Genomic DNA, 18691 nt, shown 5'->3' on the forward strand with positions numbered 1-18691 from the left:
ATCTCCCGGCTATAGCTGCCGCGTGGAAACAGGCCGGTCAGCGCCGGTCGGCTGGCCTCATTCAATCCCGGTGGAATGCCGTAATACCGTTCCGTTGTCCGCGTGGCAAAGAAGTTCGGAAGACGTGCCAGTGTCTGCGCAACATAAACGCGCGCATCTTCCAGCATCTGCTGCTGATGGCTCGCATCCGGCGGCGGCATATCCGGCCACTCGCTTGTAGGCGGATCGAGCAGAGCGGAGCGATCCGCAAGCAGCCGCAGCGCCTGCTTCGCCTGCGGCCCCACCGCGTTCTTTGCCTCGATATCCTTGAGCGTGGCACCAGTCAGCCGTTCTGAGAGCTGAAGGCGGTTAATCTTCTCTGCCACGTTGTCATCCTCAAGCTTCGCAACCGGGTCCGTCCCCTGGTTGGAATGAGCCGGCAGGAAATCCGCAACCTTTAGCTTGAGCTCACTCACTGAGATAGGCGGCGGAACGCTCGCCGGAATGCTCTGAGCTGTAACCGCTGCACTCAACGCAGCCAACATAGCGATCGGGATGAATGCTCGAATCTTCAAGTCACCGCTCCGCCATAGAAAGACCCTGACGAACTGCGCCCACCACGATAACAGATTTAAGTAGACGCGATTGAAAATCGGCAGGTTTCAATTTGAATTGTTTTGTAACAGGGCACGACTTCAGTCGTGCCGGAAATAGCCAAAATTGGCTGGGCTTTAGCCCCTGAGGGATGCTTCCTGCGTGGTAATGCACACGAAAAGGATTCATCAGGCACTACCTGGCCTCCGCGTTCAAACTGTCAGGCCGTAGCGTGCGAGAGCTGACCGACAGACATTACTTTGGTCCATTGTCCTTTCGTACCGTCCCACCCCTTCAGAAAGTTTGCATAAAATTAAGGGGTTTTGTGCCACACTCATACTCAGCAGCAAAAGACGGCCTGAATCCTCTGGGATTCGGGCCGTTTCGTTCAGGGACGGTACGGTACCCCTCCCCCATCCCCCTTGCACCAGGATCGATGCAAAACGCACCAATCACCGCAGTCCTTGGAGTGACCATGCAAACGATACAGGCCACAAACATTTCGCCGGAAATTACTTATGCGACGTCCTAACGTATTGATTTCATGGAATAAGGCGAATCAAAGGAGAACACATCCGGGCGCACGAATTTTCACCCTCAAGTAGCATGAAAATCATCAACTTGCAGGCGCAAGTGCAAATTTTTTTATAAATTTGGTAACCTGCTTCAGTTAATTATCCAGTAAACACCTGTACATCTAGGCATCGTCACCCGCATCGCCGCATTTGATAGCTTCAACTCATGCCGGAAATGCTTGCAAAGTCGGAGCAGACGGAATTAAACCTCGAATCGCTGGCCGCGGATGTCGTAGCAATGGCCGTGAAGGCTGGAGCCAGCGACGCAGAAGCCGTAGCTCGCGAGGGCGACGAGTTCAGCGTGGATGTGCGCATGGGCCAGGTGGAAACGCTGACCGAATCCGGCTCGCGCGCACTCGGCCTGCGCGTGATCTTCGGCAAGCGGTCGGCCTCGGCCTCCACCAGCGACCTCACAGCGGACGGAATCCGCCAGCTCGTCGATGGCGCAGTGGCGCTGGCTCACATCACCGAAGAGGATCCATTCACCGGTCTGCCGGAAACGGATGAATTTGGTGTCATCCAAGGCGATCTGGGCCTTTACTTCGAGGATGTCTACTCGCTGCCCAATGAGCAGCGCATCGAGATGGCCCGATCGGCTGAGTCCTCAGCGCTCGCCTACGACAAGCGCATCACCAACTCGAATGGCGCAAGCTTCAGTGCATCCACCGGACGCAAGGTGCTCGCCAACTCACGCGGCTTCGTGGGAGGCTATCGCTCCAGCTACGCAGGCATTTCGGTCGTTCCTCTGGCCAGGGATGAATACGGCCAGATGCAGCGCGATTTCTGGCATTCCAGCGCCCGCCGCCTCATCGATCTTGAATCACCGGAGTCCGTAGGCCGCGAAGCCGCCCGGCGCACTCTGCGCCGCCTGGGCGCGCGGCGCATGCCCACGCAGCAGGTTCCCATCGTCTTTGCTCCAGAGGCAGCACAAACCATCATCGGTTCCGTCTTCAATGCAGCCTCCGGCGACTCCGTCTGGCGCAGTGCATCGTTCCTCGCAGGCAAGCTGGGCGGAACAATCGCCGCATCCAGCCTCACCATTGTGGACGACAACATCATGGTCTTTCCCAGCGGAGTCGGCGGCTTCGGCACCTCGCCCTTTGACGACGAGGGCCTGCCAACACTACGCACCGTCATCGTCGAGCACGGCATCCTGCAAAGCTACCTGCTCAACACCTACACCGCCCGCAAGCTCGGCATGAAGTCCACGCACAATGCAGCCCGCGGACTCGCCGGAACGCCTGGCATCGGCGCAGGAAACCTGTATCTCGAACCGGGAACGCAAACGCCGGAATCCATCATCGCCGCCATCCCAAAGGGCCTCTATGTGACCAGCCTCATGGGGCAAGGGGTCAATCTCGTCACCGGCGACTACTCGCGCGGTGTAACCGGCCTATGGATTGAAAACGGTGAGCTGACCCATGCCGTGGAAGAAGTAACCATCGCCGGAAATCTGGCCGAAATGCTGCAAAATATCTCCGCCATCGGCAACGATCTCCTCTTCCGCAGCTCAGTCGCCGCGCCCACATTGCGCATAGACGGCATGACACTCGCAGGCGCGTAGGTCAAACTAAAGTCGTGCAGGCTGAATTCCAATCCATCGCCTTCAATCCCGCGGAACCGAAAGCGGCGCTGAGCGATCTTCCGCATGAAGCAGCAGTCTTCGCACTCTATGGCGAAGCCGCGCACGCGGAGCCATACATTGGCCGCACGCCAAACCTTCGCGGACGTCTCGAACGCCTGCTCATCCCATCGCCAAACCACCCCAGGCGATTACAACTCGCCAGCCGCGTCCGGCGAATCGAATGGCGGCTGACCGGATCGGACTTTGAGTCGCTCCTGATCCAGTTCAATCTGCTCCAAAAGATATATGGTCCGAAGGCCCTTGAGCGGATGCACCTGCGCATGCCCGCCTTCGTAAGGTTTCTTGGCGGCAATCCCTATCCGCGCATCACCATAACCAACCGCCCCAGCCTGCGCGAAGCGGAGTGGTCCTATGGCCCATTCGCCTCGCGAGCCTCAGCGGAGCGCTTCGCTGACGAAATGCTCAAGCTCTTTCTTCTCCGCCGCTGCACAGACGATCTGAACCCCGATCCCAGCCACCCCGGCTGCGTCTACTCCGAGATGAAGATGTGTCTTGCCCCCTGCTACAAGGGCTGCAGCGATGAACGCTATGCCGAAGAGTCCAGCGAGGTAGAAAACTTCCTCTCCACACGTGGAGAGAGCCGTCTGGTGACCCTCAAAACCCAACGCGAGCAGGCTTCGATGACTCTCGACTTCGAGTCGGCAGCAGCCATTCACACGCAGGTGCAAAAGGTCGAAAGCGTCCGCGCCCTCGCGCCCGAATTAGTGCGGCCACTAAACCAGCTAAGAGCCATAATCCTGCAGGAATCCGCCCAGCCCGACGAGGTAGCAGTCTTCCTCTTTAACCAGGGCCGGCTATGCGGCCCCGCCGCGTTCTCAACACTCGGAATGCGCATTCAAAACGAGCAGTCAGGCTCAAGCTCGCTCTTCGCCCAGCCAATGGCGCTCGCACCCACTCCAGAGAACCCATCCGAAGGCGTCGCCATTCCGCAACTGGCATCGCGCAACATGCTGGAAGAGCGCATGCAGACGGTTCTGACGGAACTCACCCCGCCCGCAGAACAACCTGACTCAACAACCCGCCAGGGCCATCTCGCATTGCTGAAGCGCTGGTACTACCGCCCAGAGGTCAAGCGCCCAGGAGAGATATGTCTTCCAGACGCCGAAGGCCACTGGCCCATCAAAGCCATGCTGCGCAGCGTCGGCCGCATCGCAGCAAAGGGCCTGTCTGTCGCAAAATCTTCTTAGCTGGAACGCAACCGCGCCTATACTTGCTCCGTGAGTGTTTTGGCCATTCCCCCGCAGGAACTTGTCGCCCTGCTGATAGCGGTCTCCTTTGCCGCCGGACTGAACGTCTACGCCACCGTGGCCACACTGGGCCTGCTTGCGCATACGCACTGGCTGGCCTTGCCGCCCTCGCTGCAACTGCTCGGCAACTGGTGGATCATCGGCGCAGCCGCCGCACTCTTCGCCGTCGAATTCTTCGCGGACAAAGTCCCGGCCTTCGATCTCGTCTGGAACGCCCTCCACACCTTCATCCGCGTGCCGGTAGCCGCACTGCTCGCGTACCAGGCCGCTTCCGGCCTCTCGCCATTGGAGCAGGCTGCCGCCGCCGCCATTGGCGGAACCATCGCCCTCGCCGCGCACGGCGGCAAAACCGCGGTTCGCGCCGCAATCACACCCTCACCCGAGCCGCTCTCCAATATCGCCCTCAGCTCAGTTGAGGATATAGGCGCCGTGGGACTCACCTGGCTCGCCACAGCACATCCTTATGTCGCAGGCGGCATTGCCCTCGCCGGTGTAGTGGTAGCCGTCTTACTCATCGGATTGATCTGGAAGGCAATCAAGAGCCTCTTTCGCGGCGCAGAACGAGTCTTCGCGCAATGATTCGGCTATTTCGCATCATTGCATTTGGGAATGTACTTCTTGCCGCTTTAACTTGGTCAACGTGGTTTGAGGGGAACGAAAAACACGCTGGTTTCGCAGATCATTTGTTTGCCAGTCTCAGGTTTTCCGGCTTCAGAGCAGACTTCGTATGGATCGTACTTTCCATCCCGCTTTTTCTGGTCGGGTCAATTTTCTTCTTCGTTCTTGGAAAACAAATACGAGCCACTCGCATAGACGCCTGCCTAAGCCTGATTGCGGCTCTGGCAAATTGCGCGGCAATTTACCATATGCTTTTCTCAGGACTTCTCTATTTCGGGTAGCCACGGCAGAATTCCTCCGGCTGATACACTAACCCTGCTAATGGAGTTTCGATCCCGAACCATGGTTGAACTGCTGCCATCCATTCTTTCCGCAGACTTTGCGCGGCTCGCGGACGAAATCGCCGCGGCAGAGCGCGGCGGCGGCACGGTCATCCATGTCGATGTGATGGACGGGCATTTTGTCCCCAACATTACAATCGGGCCGCCCGTGGTGGCGAGTATCCGGAAGCACACCAAACTGCCGCTCGATTGCCATCTGATGATCGAAAACCCCGATGAGTTCATCCCCGCCTTTGCCGATGCGGGTGCGGACTGGGTAAGCGTGCATTACGAGGCCTGCCGGCATCTGCACCGGACCCTGCAACTGATCGACCATCACGGAATGAAGCCCGCCGTTGTTCTTAACCCGGCTACCCGCGTGGATCTGATCCTCGACATCCTGCCCATGCTGCATCACGTCCTCATCATGAGCGTCAATCCGGGCTTTGGCGGGCAGAAATTCATTGAATTTTCGCTGGATAAAATCCGGCATCTGGCCGACTTGCGAAAAGGGCTGGGCCTGGCGTTTAAAATCGAAGTGGACGGCGGCGTGGCTCACGATACGGTGGAGCGAGTCGTCCAAGCTGGTGCGGAGCTGTTAGTCGCAGGCAACGCTGTTTTTGGCGCAGGCAGGGCGGAAGAGGATGCCCGGGCGCTGCTGGCAGTGGCGCGCAAGGCTGCCGGTGAGTAAGATTTAGTTTTCCCCGAATTGCCCGAAATGGGTGGATGAAATGAGGCGGAGCGGAAGCAATGCTCTGCTGCAAAGAGGTGTTATGAACCGGTTGTCCAACAGGATTGTCGCGGCCGCGCTGGCCGCCCTCATCGTGCCAGGCGTGCTTGCCTTTGCAAGCGATCAGAAGCCCAAGAAGGATCAGGACTTAAGCGCCAATCCGCTGGCAGATTTGAATTCAAAGCAGCCGGACAAGGAGCTCTTCGACAAGGCAATGGCCGCCCTGAAGAAGGGCAAGTTCGACGTGGCGCGCCTGGACCTGCAGACCATGCTGAATACCTATCCGGACTCCGAGTACCGGATGCGCGCCAAGCTCGCCGTGGGCGACACATGGTTTAAGGAAGGCGGCACAGCTGCGCTGACCCAGGCCGAGGCCGAGTACAAGGACTTCATCACCTTCTTTCCGGACGCCCCTGAGGCCGCCGAGGCGCAGATGAAGGTGGGCGACATCTACTACCAGCAGATGGAGAAGCCCGACCGGGACTTCACCAATGCGCTCGAAGCCGAAAAAGCCTACCGCCAGATGATCAACCTGTTCCCGGATTCCACACTGATTCCGCGTGCCAAGCAGAAGCTGCGGAACGTGCAGGAGGTTCTGGGCGAGCGCGAGATGCAGATTGGCCTCTATTACCAGAGCCGCGCGGATTATCCAGCTACCATTGCTCGCCTGCAGACGGTGGTGGACGCATATCCGCTTTACTCCAAGAGCGATCTGGCGATGCTGACCATAGGCGATGCTTATGCAGGCGAGGCCAAGGCTTACCGTGCCGCGACTGCGATGCCCGGCGCGATGCGCGAACGGCTCGCATCACTGTACTCAGATAAGGCCGCCGCCGCTTACGACAAGGTGATCACGCACTATCCCATGGCTCCGCGCGTGGAAGACGCAAAGGATCGCCTGGTGGCGATGAACCGCCCGGTACCTGAGCCCACGAAAGAGGTTGTCGCCGAGAACGAGGCCGAAGAGGCCAGCCGTCAGCCGATCCGCTTCACCGATCGCACATTGGACATCATCAAGCACGGTCCTACAACGGTGGAAGCAGCGCACGTAGGCGAGCCGACCCTTGAAACGCCCAAGCGCACGGTGGCTCCGGATATCACCAAGGAAAATATCGCTCTCTTTACGGAAGCGCGCAACGCCGGCAGGCCCGCAGCCGAGGCAACAGCCGCAACGCCGACCGGCCCCAATGAGCCTCCGCGCAGCGATCAGCCTTCCACGGCTCCTTTACAGGGTGGCGGTGCGCCGGGTGGTGGCTCAGGTGTAGGCGTGCAGGTGTTGAATGCTCCTTCCGGCGTGGCAGCAGACCCCAACGCGCTGGTCAGGCCCGTTGTTCCTGACAATCCTGGAAATATCCCGGCAGCGGAAGCTCCGGCAGCTGCTCCGGCGCAGGTCAATGAAATCAAGCCCGGAACGGCGCAGCAGACTCCCGCCACAGCAGCAGACGCCAAGCCCAAGACCGATTTGAACAACGAGTCGTCCAGCAAGAAGAAGAAAAAGAAGGGTCTTGCCAAGCTGAATCCCTTCTAAGCGAATCTGCTCTAATGTTTCAAGGGTCGCGTTTCTTAACGTAACGCGGCCCTTACCTGTTCAGCGCAACAGGAATTTCACTTGTGAATTGAACGAACATGGATTGGAAGAGCAGCCGCATCGATGCCGTGCTGGAGCAGGCCCTGGTAGAAGACAGGGCGGCAGGCGACCTGACGACAAACCTCACCATCGACCCCAACCTGCGCGCCTCCGCATCCATTCTTGCCAGGCAGGATCTGGTTGTCTGCGGTCTCGGGGCCGTGCCACGCATTCTTGAAATTTTTGCTCGCCAGGACAGGCGTCCGCAGGCACAGACGCGCTTTGAGGTGGTAAGCCATCCGGAGATGTTTGATGGCGTGCGCGTCAAAAAGGGCCAAGTATTGGCCGTCACGCGTCACAATGCCCGAGTGCTCCTGAGTTGCGAACGGGTCATCCTCAACTTCATGCAGCATCTCAGCGGCATTGCCACCAACACGCGCCGTTTTGTGGACGAAATTCGCGGCACGCACGCGCGTGTGCTCGACACGCGCAAGACCGTCCCAGGCCTGCGCGCGCTGGAAAAGTACGCCGTGCTCTGCGGCGGAGGCACCAATCACCGGCTCGATCTGGCAAGCGGAATCCTCATCAAGAACAATCACATTTCGCTCGGCGGCGGTCTGCCCGTCGCCTTGCGCAACGCCCTTGAAAAGCGCGAAGGTACGCAGCGCGTGCAGGTAGAAGTGCGCAGCGCGCATGAGCTGAATGAAGCTATTGAAGGCGGCGCGGAGGCCATTCTTCTCGACAACATGACGCCGGCGCAGGTGAAGGATTGCATCGATCGCATTAAGACAGAAAAGCGTTGGATTCCCACCGAAGCCTCCGGAGGCATCGTGCTCGAAAACATCCGCGCCTATGCGGAGACCGGCGTCGACTTCATCAGCGTCGGCGCGCTCACACACTCCGCCATCGCCGCTGATATTTCCATGAGCATCGTGGCGGAGTAACCCCAGGAGCGTGAACAGGCCCTATGTACGATCTCGCCGCCCTTGAGGCCTCGCTCGCAACTTCCATCTACGCCGGCAAACTGCATTACGCGCCTATTACTGGTTCCACCAACACAGACGCATTGACTGCCGCGCGTAGCGGCGCTCCGCATGGTTCCGTTTACTTTGCCGATGAGCAGACAGCCGGGCGTGGACGCGGCGATCATGCATGGCTCTCAGTGGCCGCGCAAGGCATCTATGTAAGCGTGCTCTTTCGGCTCGCGCTGCCTGTCGAGCGCCTGCCGCTACTGCCGCTTGCTGCAGGTTTAGCCGCCGCACAGTCCATTCGCGCTGTCAGTGGGCTAGCCGTCGATCTGCGCTGGCCAAACGATCTGCTCCTCGATGAACGCAAAACCGGCGGCATTCTGGCGGAAGCCCAGACCGAAAACACGCCCGGCGCTGCCATATTGAGCTATGCCGTAATCGGTATCGGCATCAACGTGCATCAGAGCCGCTTTCAGTCCGGATTAGCCACGCCCGCCACGTCGCTCGATCTTGAATCTGGCCGCTACATCAGCAGGCAGGAGCTGCTTGTTGCCCTGCTAGAATCGCTGGAGCGCGAGGCGCTTGCACTGCTCGATTCTGCCGCAGCCGCAGCCATTCCCTCGCGTGTAGAGCAGGCTTCGACATGGGTGCGCGGACGGCGCGTGGAAGTACACGGCCCGCAGGCCTGTGTGGGCATGACAGAAGGGCTGGACGAGCACGGTTTTCTACTCGTCCGCGCTGCAAACGGCACAACGGGAAGTCTGGTGCATGTGCAGACCGGCGGCATTCGCTCCGCCTGAAGTACGCAGATTTTAGGGAGACCACGGAAATGCTGCTTGCTCTCGATGTGGGAAACACCAACACGGTATTGGGCCTCTATCGCCTTGAAGATGAAAAGGCCGGCGAGTTAGCCGCTCACTGGCGTGTCACAACACATCGCACGCAGACGGCAGATGAATACGGCGTTCTCTTCGTAAATCTCTTCACCATGAGCGGCTTAAGTGTGGACGAGGTGAAGCACATCATGATCTCGTCCGTGGTGCCGCCAGTGGAGAGCACATTGCGCCGTGTCTGTGAGCGGTATTTTCATTTGAAGCCGCTCTTTGTGGAGCCGGGCATCAAGACCGGAATGCCCGTCCTTGTGGACAATCCAGCGGAACTGGGCGCGGATCGGCTCGTCAATGCCATCGCCGCATTCGAGCGTTACGGCGGCCCGTGTATCGTCGTCGATTTTGGCACCGCGACAACTTTTGATGTGGTTTCAGCTAAGGGAGAATATCTCGGAGGCGCCATCTCGCCCGGCCTCGGCATCAGCGCAGATGCCCTCTTCGCGCGCGCAGCGCGGCTGGGCCGCGTTGACATCAAGCGTCCGGTAAAGGTCATCGGCACCAACACAGTGACCCATCTGCAAAGCGGCCTGTATTACGGCTACATCGGCCTGGTGGATGGCATTCTCGATCGCATGATTGCGGAGCTTGGAACAGAGGCAAAGGTAATCGCCACCGGAGGTCTCGCGCGCCAGATCAGCGAGGACTCGCGCTTCATCACGGAGATCGACGACATGCTCACACTCGACGGGCTCAAGATTCTCTTTGAGCGCAACCGCATCGCGCGTCCCCGCACGCGCCCGCACTGAGGCGCACGCAGTGCGTAATTATTTCAACTACTTCACTGAGATCGAAGAACGCTTTCAAAAGCGGCGCGGATCGCTGCTTCTGTTATCCACGCTTGACTGGGCGCTGATTGAAACCTGGCGCGAAGCCGGCATCCCACTCGACGCAGTGCTGCGCGGCATTGATGCAGCTTTCGACAAATATGAGACCCGTCAGACGCGCGGACGAGCGCGGCGCATCAACGGCCTCGCATGGTGCGCACAAGCCGTAATGGAAGCCGCCGAAGAGATCGCCGAAGCCTCCGCAGGCACAAATACCGAAGCATTCACCGCTGAAGCCGAAACCGGCTTTGAACGCGAGCGGGTCGTAGCGCATCTGCAATCCGTTGCCGTTGCATACCATGCATCGGGTATCGCTCCTGAAGCCGCTCAATCCACTTCTACGCGGCTGAGCGAATTGGCATCGGTGCTCCGCGCAGAAGGCGGTGCAAAATTCGATATGGAATCGATCGAGCGCACGCTCATCGTGCTCGAAGAGAAATTCTTTACAGCGCTCATCGCCGCCGCGCCGGAAGAATTGCTTGTCGGGCTGAAAGAGCAGGCCGCGCGCGAACTCGCGCCATATCGCAGCCGCATGGGCGCGGTACAGTTGCGGCAGGTGGAGCGCCAATTTACACAAAAACAACTGCTGGCGCACTACAACTTTCCACGTCTTAGCCTTTTTTACATGAGTTAGCAATGAAGCCTTCAGTCCCTACCCAGCTCGTCCATATCGAAAAGCCAATCTACGGCGGCTCATTTCTTGCGCGCGAGGCAGGAAATGCAATCTTCATCCCCACGGCGCTGCCCGGCGAAGAGGCACGCATTCGCATCGTGCAGGACAGGAGCAAGCGCGGCTATGTGACTGCAGAAGTCGATGAGATTGTGCGCGCAGCGCCGGAGCGAGTGCAGCCTACTTGCCCGCATTTTGGCCCCTGCGGCGGATGTCACTATCAGCACGCGGAGTATGCCGCCCAACTGCGCTACAAGCAGGAGATTCTCCGCGAGACATTTACGCGCGGCGGCGTACCCGCTCCGGAACAAATCGATGTGCTTGCCGGCGAACCGTGGGCCTATCGCAATCGCATCCGACTAGCCTTTGACGCATCAGGCAAACCCGGCTATCGCTCGCACGGCTCGCACGCCATCGTACCCATTGAAGAGTGTCCCATCGCCGCGCCGTTGCTCGTCCGCGCCGCGTTAGCCTCAGCAGAAATCCTGCGCGCTACGCAGCCGAAGCCACGCGTCAGTGAAATCGCACTCTTCTGCAATGCAGAAGAAACAGAGTTACTCGCGACGGTCGTCCTGGCAGCACCGGCAAAGCTGCGTTTGGATCAATTCGCCGCAACGTTGAAAAAGCAAGCGCCCGCACTCACAGGCGCGGAACTCGCAATCACAGCAACCGGAGCCGAGCCACCACGCACATTGTCACGCTGGGGCGCAGGCTCACTCTTTTACAACGCATCCGGCTTCGCCTATCGCGTAGACCACGGCGCATTTTTTCAGGTCAATCGCTGGCTGGTGGATGCACTGGTAGATCGAGTCGTGAACGGCCAGAGCGGCGCGCTCGCCTGGGATCTCTTCGCAGGCGTGGGCCTCTTCGCGCGCCAGCTCACGTCACGGTTTAAGCAGGTCATCGCTGTCGAATCCGCACCGTCTTCCATACAAGCCCTGCAGGCCAATCTTGCCGGAACCTCAAGCGAAGCCATCCGCGCCAGCACTCTCGATTTTCTGCGCCGCCAGCGCTCCCAAACTCGTCCTGATCTCATCGTCGTCGATCCTCCACGCGCAGGACTAGGCGCAGAGGTTACCGCCGAACTTGCCCGCATCGCTGCGCCATCCATCGTGTATGTCTCCTGTGACCCCACTACGCTCGTCCGCGATCTGCGCGCACTGATAGCTTCGGGCTACACGATGGAATCCGTCGCACTGGCCGATCTCTTTCCGCAGACATTTCATCTGGAAACCGTGGTCCGCCTGCGCCATCTCTGATACGCTCAAGAGCAAGATTCCACTCATCCTCCGCCATGCCACCGGATTCCCCCATCTCCGGACAGCCTGCCGCCGCATTGCGTCTCTCGCCGCGCACCGGCACGCCGCTCTTTCATGCGGCATGGCTCTTTTCAGCAGGCATTCTATTGAGCCGCGCAATATGGCTGCGCCCCGGAATTCTCTTTACTGGCCTGCTCATCATCATGGCGCTCTGCGCATGGGCCGCATTTTCCGCGCTGCGTCTCCGGTGGCTCACTCTCAGCGCGCTGTGGATACTTCTCGGCCTATGGTGCGCCCAGATGCAGCCGGCACCCGCGCCAGCGCCTGAGCTGCTCAAGGCCTCGGATAAGCTGCTGCGTACCGTCGAGGGAGCCGTCACCGATGTAGGCATGCTTCGAACGGAAGCCCTGCAAAGTGAGACCGGCACCACATCGAATACTCCCTCGCAGCGCATCGATCTGCGCATAAGCTCGTTGGAAATTGTCGATGATACGCATGATGCGCAACAACCCGAATCAGGCGGCGTGCGTCTCACCGTGCGCTGGCCGGATGCAGCCGAAACTCCACCGTTGACCTTCCACTGCGGCGAGAGCATTCGCGCGCAGGTGCGCCTTAGCCCGCCTGAGCTGTATCGCGATCCCGGCACATGGAGCCGTCAGGAATATCTGCTCGATCAGGGCATTACATCGACAGCATCCGTGAGCATCGAGCGCGTGGAGCGGCTAGGTGCGGCTCCCGGCAATTTCTTTTCCTGCCGCCTGAGCCAGTGGCAGCATGAGTCCAGTGCGCGTCTGCTCGCGCTGCCTACGGCCACGCACAGCTTTCCCGCTCTGCTGCGGTTGAGCGACAACGACGCAATCCTTCTGACAGCGATGATCACCGGCGACCGCACCCTGCTCACCCCTTCTCTGCGAGCGGGCTTTGAGCGCACAGGTTCGTTCCACATGCTCGTCGTCTCCGGACTTCATCTTGGTTTGGTCGCAGGCTTTATTTTCTGGCTTGTGCGCAAACTACGAGCGCCCCGCATACCGGCCACACTGCTCACGATTGCGGCCGCATGTGCGTACGCGCTCTTTACAGGCTTTGCCGCGCCGGTGCAGCGCTCCCTGTGGATGGTGAGCCTCTATCTGGTGGGCAGGCTCTTCTTTCGCGATCGCAGCGTGCTGAACACCATCGGCTTTGCCGCTCTCATCATGCTCGCAGCCAGTCCTCGCAGTCTCTTTGAAACCAGCTTTCAGATGACGTTACTTGCCGTAATTTCCATCGGCGGCATCGCCGCGCCAATCCTGCAGGCCACAATCGAGCCCTACCGCATAGCAACCGAAGATCTCTCTGCCGTTGTCCTCGATGCTCGGTCCTCGCCCAACCTCGCGCAGTATCGCGTCATTCTGCGCATGTTTGCCGTTCAACTGCAACGCCTGGCAGGCAAATGGATTGGGTGGACTGTCTTTCCGTGGGCCGTCCGCACAACACTGCGAGTTGCAGAAATGCTAATCGTCACAGCAATCGTAGAGCTTGCCATGGCGCTTCCCATGGCCGTGTATTTTCATCGCGTCACCCTGTTTGCGCTGCCGGTAAATCTCCTCACTCTGCCGCTTCTTGTGCTGCTGGTCCCGCTGGCGATGCTCACCTGGGCCGCGTTGATCGCAGGGCCTGGCATAGCCTCAATCCCCGCTGCGGTCACCGCGCTCCTACTGCATATTGGCGTTGGCATCGTACATTTCTTCGGCTCGTTTCCGCTTGGCGATTGGCGCATTGCAACGCCGCAGGCATGGCAGGTGGCGGCATTTTGTGCGCTTCTGGGGCTTGCGCTCGCGCTCGCATCATGGAGCCGCAGGCAGCGCAATAACTTGTGGATAGCGCAAGTCTGGGCAGCAATGGTTGCAGCAGCTTTCTTCGCAGTCATTCCGCGAGCAATTCAGCATCCTCACGATGCGCTTCTGGTGGAAGCCATCGATGTGGGCCAGGGCGATTCTCTCTTGCTCATCACACCTGACGGTAAAACGCTTCTTGAGGATGGCGGCGGTTTTGGTGGAGCCTTTGGCGCGAGCCAGTCCCACGCCGCGCAACCGATCGACATCGGCGAAGAGGTTGTGTCGCCGGTACTCTGGGCGCGTGGCATACGCAGGCTTGACGCGGTGGCGCTCACCCATGCGCACGCCGATCACATCAGCGGCCTTCCCGCAGTGCTGCGGAACTTTCATCCAGGTGAGTTATGGGTCGGCAATAATCCGCATGGACCGGAGTACGATGCGCTGCTGAAGGAAGCCGCAGAGTTGCACATCCGCATACGGCAGCTTCATGCGGGCGATGAAATGCCACTGGGCGCGGCGCAGGTTCGCGTTCTTGCTCCGCAGGTGGACTATCAGCCTTCGGATGAACCATCGAATAACGATTCGCTAGTCCTGAGAGTGGCCTACGGTGCAACCTCGGTACTGCTTACCGGCGATGCTGAAGCGCCAGAAGAACGCGCCATGTTGCGGCAACCGGATCTGCTCAACAGCACGCTGCTCAAAGTAGGCCATCACGGCAGTCACACTTCCACAACTCCGGAGTTTTTCTCGCGCGTAGCGCCGCAGTGGGCTGTCATCTCCTGCGGATTGCAAAACACCTACGGGCATCCGCACGAGGAGACATTGCAGGAGCTTCAGGATGCAGGCGTAAAGACTCTTAGCACCGACATTCACGGCGCCTCATGCTTTGCTCTCGACGGAAAAAATGTGACAGCGCAGGCCGGGTGCGGGGTTTCCCCTTAGGGAACAATCTCCGGCTCGACGAAGAAGCGGAATCGCGCGCCAAAATCAATCTGCCGCGGACGATAATAGTCAGTAGCGTTCACATTCAGCGGCTGGCCAAACTCGGTCTGGCCCGTCGTGAGGCCTGTCATAAAGTTCAGCGTTGGCAGACCGCCGGATGTGCTTCCCGGCTCAATGAAGTAGCCGGTCGTTTCCACCTCAGTGACGTTCTGGTGGTTGAAGAGATTAAAGCTCTCGGCCATCAGCTCCAATACACTTCCATGCCGCAGCGTGAATCGCCTGCCCAGGCGCACATCGGCTTTCCACGTGGCTGGATAGCGGTAAGTATTCCGTCCCACTCCATAGACGCGGTTATCTCCGCCATAGCCATTCATGCCGGGGCCGAGGCCGACGATTGTAGCGCCGGAAGTGAGAAACTCTTCCGGGATCGAACCGCTCACGCGCATGGTATATGGCAGTCCGCTGTTGTAATGTCCGGTTGTTGCAAGCGTCCATCCATTCGCCAGCCTGCCGCTAGTTCCGCGCAGCTTCCATGGAGCCTCCCACAGAGCAATCCCTGAGGCCGAATGCCGCATATCCAGATTGCCCGTGCCATATTCCTGCTGAAAATCATTCGGGTCCAGCACACTCGGTCCTGACACCTGCGCAGTTTCATTTGGGTTCCAATCCATCGCATGCGCATACGTGTAAAGCAGGTGCAGGCTCAGGCCCTTCGCCACGGTACGCGAAAGCCGCACAGAGCCTGCCTCATAAGTCGAGTTGGCTCGGCTCATGAGCTGCACGATCTGCTGATAATCGGGATTGAGCCGCCCATTGCCGCCCGTCGCCGTCGGCCACGATGCATAAAACGGAACCGTAATTGTAGGCGCCTTGATCGGACCAGCGCCAATCGCATCAAGCACTGAATACGTAATCGTGCCGGGATTGACCGAGGGATCGTAGTTCTCATCGATCGTAATCGGCAACCGGCGCGCCAGACTCGCCTGCGCGCTCACGCTCAGCCGCACATGTCCGGGCAGCACCTCTTCCAGGCCCGCTACAGCCTGATGAATCTCCGGATTGCGAAATCGCTGCGCGAATTCCACCGCGCCGGATTTCACAAACGTGCCCGGCTGCCCGGCCAGCACGTATGGAAACGGCGGCGCGCCGCCAGTGCCTCCCGGCAAATTGTCCGTCGGGCGGAAAAAGTAGTTGAGATCGCCATTGGGAGAACCGGTCTGCGTCAGCGCTGTCTCCAGAACCGAGTTTCCAGTGCGCCCGTAATACATTCCATAGCCCAGTTGAAGTACCGGCCAGTGGCTTTCGCGCATTCCCCATGCCAGCCCAATTCGCGGCGCAAACTCACTCCCCATGCCGGGAAGTTTCTGCGTGAGCGGAAGCTCCGGATTATTCACCAGCGCAATCGGAGGCGGCATCTGCTCCAGTTCCCACCGTACGGATGCAGTCAACACAAGCGTTTTAGCCGCCTGCCACTGCGTCGTCGCAAATCCAGCCCAATCGTTCGTGCTCAGGTGCCATTCCGTCGGCCCAAGAGTCTGCGAATACGAGGAATAGCAGGGCAAATAGCCAAGCCCCTCCAACTGTCCGCTTGCATCGCGCCATGCCTTGCCGCGTTGATCGCAGTTGTGCTGGTTGTATGGATTCAGTTGTCCGGCGATACCGTATTGCGCAAAGACCAGCGCGTCTGAGGCAAAATTCTCGATACGTGAATAGGAATAAGTGCCGGTGTGGTTCCGCAGCAGGCTCGTGGCGTCGGTGCTGTGACGCAGATCAAAGCCGCCCTTCACCAGCAGCTTGCCATGCACCCAGTCGATACCCTCCTGTGCTTCGTAGAGATGCTCATCCGGATAGCTGCCCGCGCCAAAGCGCGAAGGATTGCCGATCGTGAAACCATACTGCGAATCCACGACGATCTGCGGCAGTTGCCCCCACGTATTGATATTGAATGTCTGTTCGAATGGCGAAGGCGTCTCAGCCGGGTGCGAGAGTATCTGCCGGCCGATGGAACCTTGGGTCACGGTCAGCAGGTTCGGCGTAAGAAATGCCTCCCAGCGCCCCAGCATCCACTCGCCGCTTACGTGCTGTGTGCCAAAGCTGTGGCTCCCATAGCTCTCTGCGGCGCTCGTGAGCCCACCGCCGGGAGCATCCAGCAGTGAGCCGCTGCCTTCCAGCATAAAGCGGTGCCGCTCCGCGGCATTCCAGTCAATGCGCCCGAAACCTGACCAGCGCTTCGTTGAGCGCGCCGCAGGCCCCAGCAATCCGGCAAGCGAATCCAGTATCGTGGAATAAGCCGACAGCCCCTCAACCACCGGGTTGGTGCTGCTCATATTCAGCCGCGCGCTCAGCACCTGCATCTCATCGTTTGAAGGCTGGGCAAAGAACCCGGTTTGTTCGGTGCATGGATCATCCTCGCAAAGATATGGATGCTTCACCGTCGCCATGCCGGGGTCACTGCGATCTTCGCCCTGCACTGCTGCAAACCACGTCATCCGATATCGCCGCAGCGGGCCGCTCAGGCTCGCGCTCCAGGTTAATTCGTGATTGGCAGGGGTGTAGGGAACTGTCGTGAACACCGGCACAGTAGTAGGCGTCGCAGGCGCGCTCTGCTGAGTCCACTGCGAGAAGGGGTTTTGCGCATCCCAAAGGCTCTGGCGAGAAAATAGAGATGCTTCTGCGTGGATCTCGCGCCCGCCGCTGCGGGTCTCCACATTTGTGCGCCCCATGCCTGCTGCGCTCTGGTCCGTCACCGCCACGGTATGAATTGCGGCTTCGTTTCCTGCCGGTCCCATCATGGTTTCGGAGGGGTTGCCCGTGTCTTTGGCGCTAAAGGCGAGGCGCGTGTTGGCTCCATCTACCAGAACCCGGCTGGCTCCGCGCGCTTCCTCGCCAAACTCCGATCCCTCAGCCCCGTTCGGCTGATTTCCGGCAGGCGGAGCATCCAAAGTGAACTGTCGCCAATCGCGGCTGGCAACAGGCAGCGAGCGTATCTCCTCGCCAGTCAACGTCGCCTGCGAAGCCGAGATCGGCGGCGTTTCGAGAGCCGGAGCTGCCGCGCCAATAGCTCGCAGCGCGCCCTGGATTGTAGTCAGATTGGCAAAGCTCGCGCGCACGCGATCCGACGCCGCAGCCATCTCCGCAGCATTTTCCGCATTACCCGGTTCCAGTGAGGCAACTGCAAGCGGCTGCGGCACAATCGCACTCATCGCCGGCGAGATGCGCGGCAATGGCAGAGCCGCCAATGCTGCCTTCGCCATGAAAATCGCAGGCTGTTCAGGAACTACCGGTGCGTTCTCCGCAGAAGCAGATGGAGCTGAAGCCGCCGCATTCGAAATCGATGCAGCCGTCTCAGTGTCCGTAGCCCGTGCCGTCGGTGACGCTTTGGCAGACTCGATATGCGGAGCCAGTGCAAGCGTCTGCGGATGAACCGCTTCGATCGGCTGCGATGTCGCAGCAGCCTCAACCGGCGGCGCATGCGCAGCGGGAATCTCTCGCGCTTCAGAAACAATTGCCGGACTCATGCGTGGCGGAGACGCAATGGAAGTCGCAGTCGGCTGCACCGGTGCCGAAATCGGCGGCGATGATTCCGCCAGAACACGCGATGACGCAGAAGCGGCCTCAAACTGCACGGCTGTCTGAACCCGCGCTTCATATCCGGCGCTGATCTCAATGCCGCTTGTGCGTCCCTGCCCAAGTTGTGGACTGTCCGCTACGAGCGTGTACTCGCCCGGCGTAAGTCCGGAGATACGATAAGCGCCATTCCGCGCAGTCGTTGCGCGTGTCTCGACCCCCGTAAGCGCATTTCGGAGAATCACCGTAATGCCGCCAAGCGGCTTTGAGTGCAGGTCCGTGAGCCTGCCCGCCACGCCGCCCGTAGGCGCTGTCTGCGCATGCGCCAACGCTGCGCCACATAGCGCCGCTGCTGCCAGCCATCGAATACACTTCAATCGTGTTACTGCCATGCACCGTCCTGGGCGTGGCAGATCGGAAGGAAAAATGTAGGATCGGGCCGCTCTAAAGGCCGGCTCCGGGAAATACTTTGGGAAGTTGCT

At 59.6% G+C, this 18691-nt stretch carries 13 protein-coding genes; 11 read left to right on the plus strand and 2 right to left on the minus strand.

The window, feature by feature from the left end; translation table 11 throughout:
- The coding region (locus ABSG47_RS11710) for a hypothetical protein (RefSeq protein ID WP_424169871.1) at positions 1-554 on the minus strand (554 nt) is incomplete at its 3' end.
- Positions 555-1314: 760 nt separating this feature from the next.
- Here ABSG47_RS11710 and ABSG47_RS11715 point away from each other — a divergent pair.
- The 11 genes from ABSG47_RS11715 to ABSG47_RS11765 all read left to right on the plus strand — a co-directional run bounded on the left by ABSG47_RS11715 (position 1315) and on the right by ABSG47_RS11765 (position 14642).
- Positions 1315-2712 (plus strand): TldD/PmbA family protein, encoded by a 1398-nt coding sequence (locus ABSG47_RS11715; RefSeq protein WP_424169872.1) that lies wholly within the window; start codon positions 1315-1317, stop codon positions 2710-2712.
- A 14-nt stretch (positions 2713-2726) separates the two neighbouring features.
- The gene (locus tag ABSG47_RS11720; protein ID WP_424169873.1) at positions 2727-3980 is read left to right on the plus strand and encodes an excinuclease ABC subunit UvrC; all 1254 of its coding nucleotides are present in this window, start codon (positions 2727-2729) and stop codon (positions 3978-3980) included.
- 39 nt (positions 3981-4019) lie between these two features.
- Entirely contained in the window at positions 4020-4619 is a 600-nt protein-coding gene (locus ABSG47_RS11725; RefSeq protein ID WP_424169874.1) for a DUF4126 domain-containing protein, read from the plus strand.
- Positions 4620-5000: 381 nt separating this feature from the next.
- A complete protein-coding gene (rpe, locus tag ABSG47_RS11730) occupies positions 5001-5669 on the plus strand; it encodes a ribulose-phosphate 3-epimerase (RefSeq protein ID WP_424169875.1) in 669 nt (222 codons plus the stop codon).
- 82 nt (positions 5670-5751) lie between these two features.
- Positions 5752-7236: an outer membrane protein assembly factor BamD gene (gene bamD, locus ABSG47_RS11735; RefSeq protein ID WP_424169876.1), complete on the plus strand. Its 1485-nt coding sequence runs from the start codon at positions 5752-5754 to the stop codon at positions 7234-7236.
- 98 nt (positions 7237-7334) lie between these two features.
- Positions 7335-8219: a carboxylating nicotinate-nucleotide diphosphorylase gene (gene nadC / locus ABSG47_RS11740; RefSeq protein ID WP_424169877.1), complete on the plus strand. Its 885-nt coding sequence runs from the start codon at positions 7335-7337 to the stop codon at positions 8217-8219.
- 23 nt (positions 8220-8242) lie between these two features.
- On the plus strand, positions 8243-9043 hold the full coding sequence (locus ABSG47_RS11745; RefSeq protein ID WP_424169878.1) for a biotin--[acetyl-CoA-carboxylase] ligase: 801 nt from the start codon (positions 8243-8245) through the stop codon (positions 9041-9043).
- Between the two features lie 29 nt (positions 9044-9072).
- Positions 9073-9879, plus strand: a complete 807-nt coding sequence (locus tag ABSG47_RS11750; protein WP_424169879.1) for a type III pantothenate kinase — start codon at positions 9073-9075, stop codon at positions 9877-9879.
- A 10-nt stretch (positions 9880-9889) separates the two neighbouring features.
- Entirely contained in the window at positions 9890-10591 is a 702-nt protein-coding gene (locus ABSG47_RS11755) for a hypothetical protein (protein WP_424169880.1), read from the plus strand.
- 2 nt (positions 10592-10593) lie between these two features.
- Positions 10594-11886, plus strand: a complete 1293-nt coding sequence (gene rlmD / locus ABSG47_RS11760) for a 23S rRNA (uracil(1939)-C(5))-methyltransferase RlmD (protein WP_424169881.1) — start codon at positions 10594-10596, stop codon at positions 11884-11886.
- A gap of 35 nt (positions 11887-11921) precedes the next feature.
- Positions 11922-14642, plus strand: a complete 2721-nt coding sequence (locus tag ABSG47_RS11765) for a ComEC/Rec2 family competence protein (RefSeq protein ID WP_424169882.1) — start codon at positions 11922-11924, stop codon at positions 14640-14642.
- Here ABSG47_RS11765 and ABSG47_RS11770 read toward each other — a convergent pair.
- A complete protein-coding gene (locus ABSG47_RS11770; protein ID WP_424169883.1) occupies positions 14639-18601 on the minus strand; it encodes a carboxypeptidase-like regulatory domain-containing protein in 3963 nt (1320 codons plus the stop codon). The genes ABSG47_RS11765 and ABSG47_RS11770 overlap by 4 nt on opposite strands.
- Between the last annotated feature and the right edge of the window lie 90 nt (positions 18602-18691).

Origin of the sequence: Occallatibacter sp. (assembly GCF_049510455.1) — a bacterium.
Classification (GTDB): domain Bacteria; phylum Acidobacteriota; class Terriglobia; order Terriglobales; family Acidobacteriaceae; genus Telmatobacter.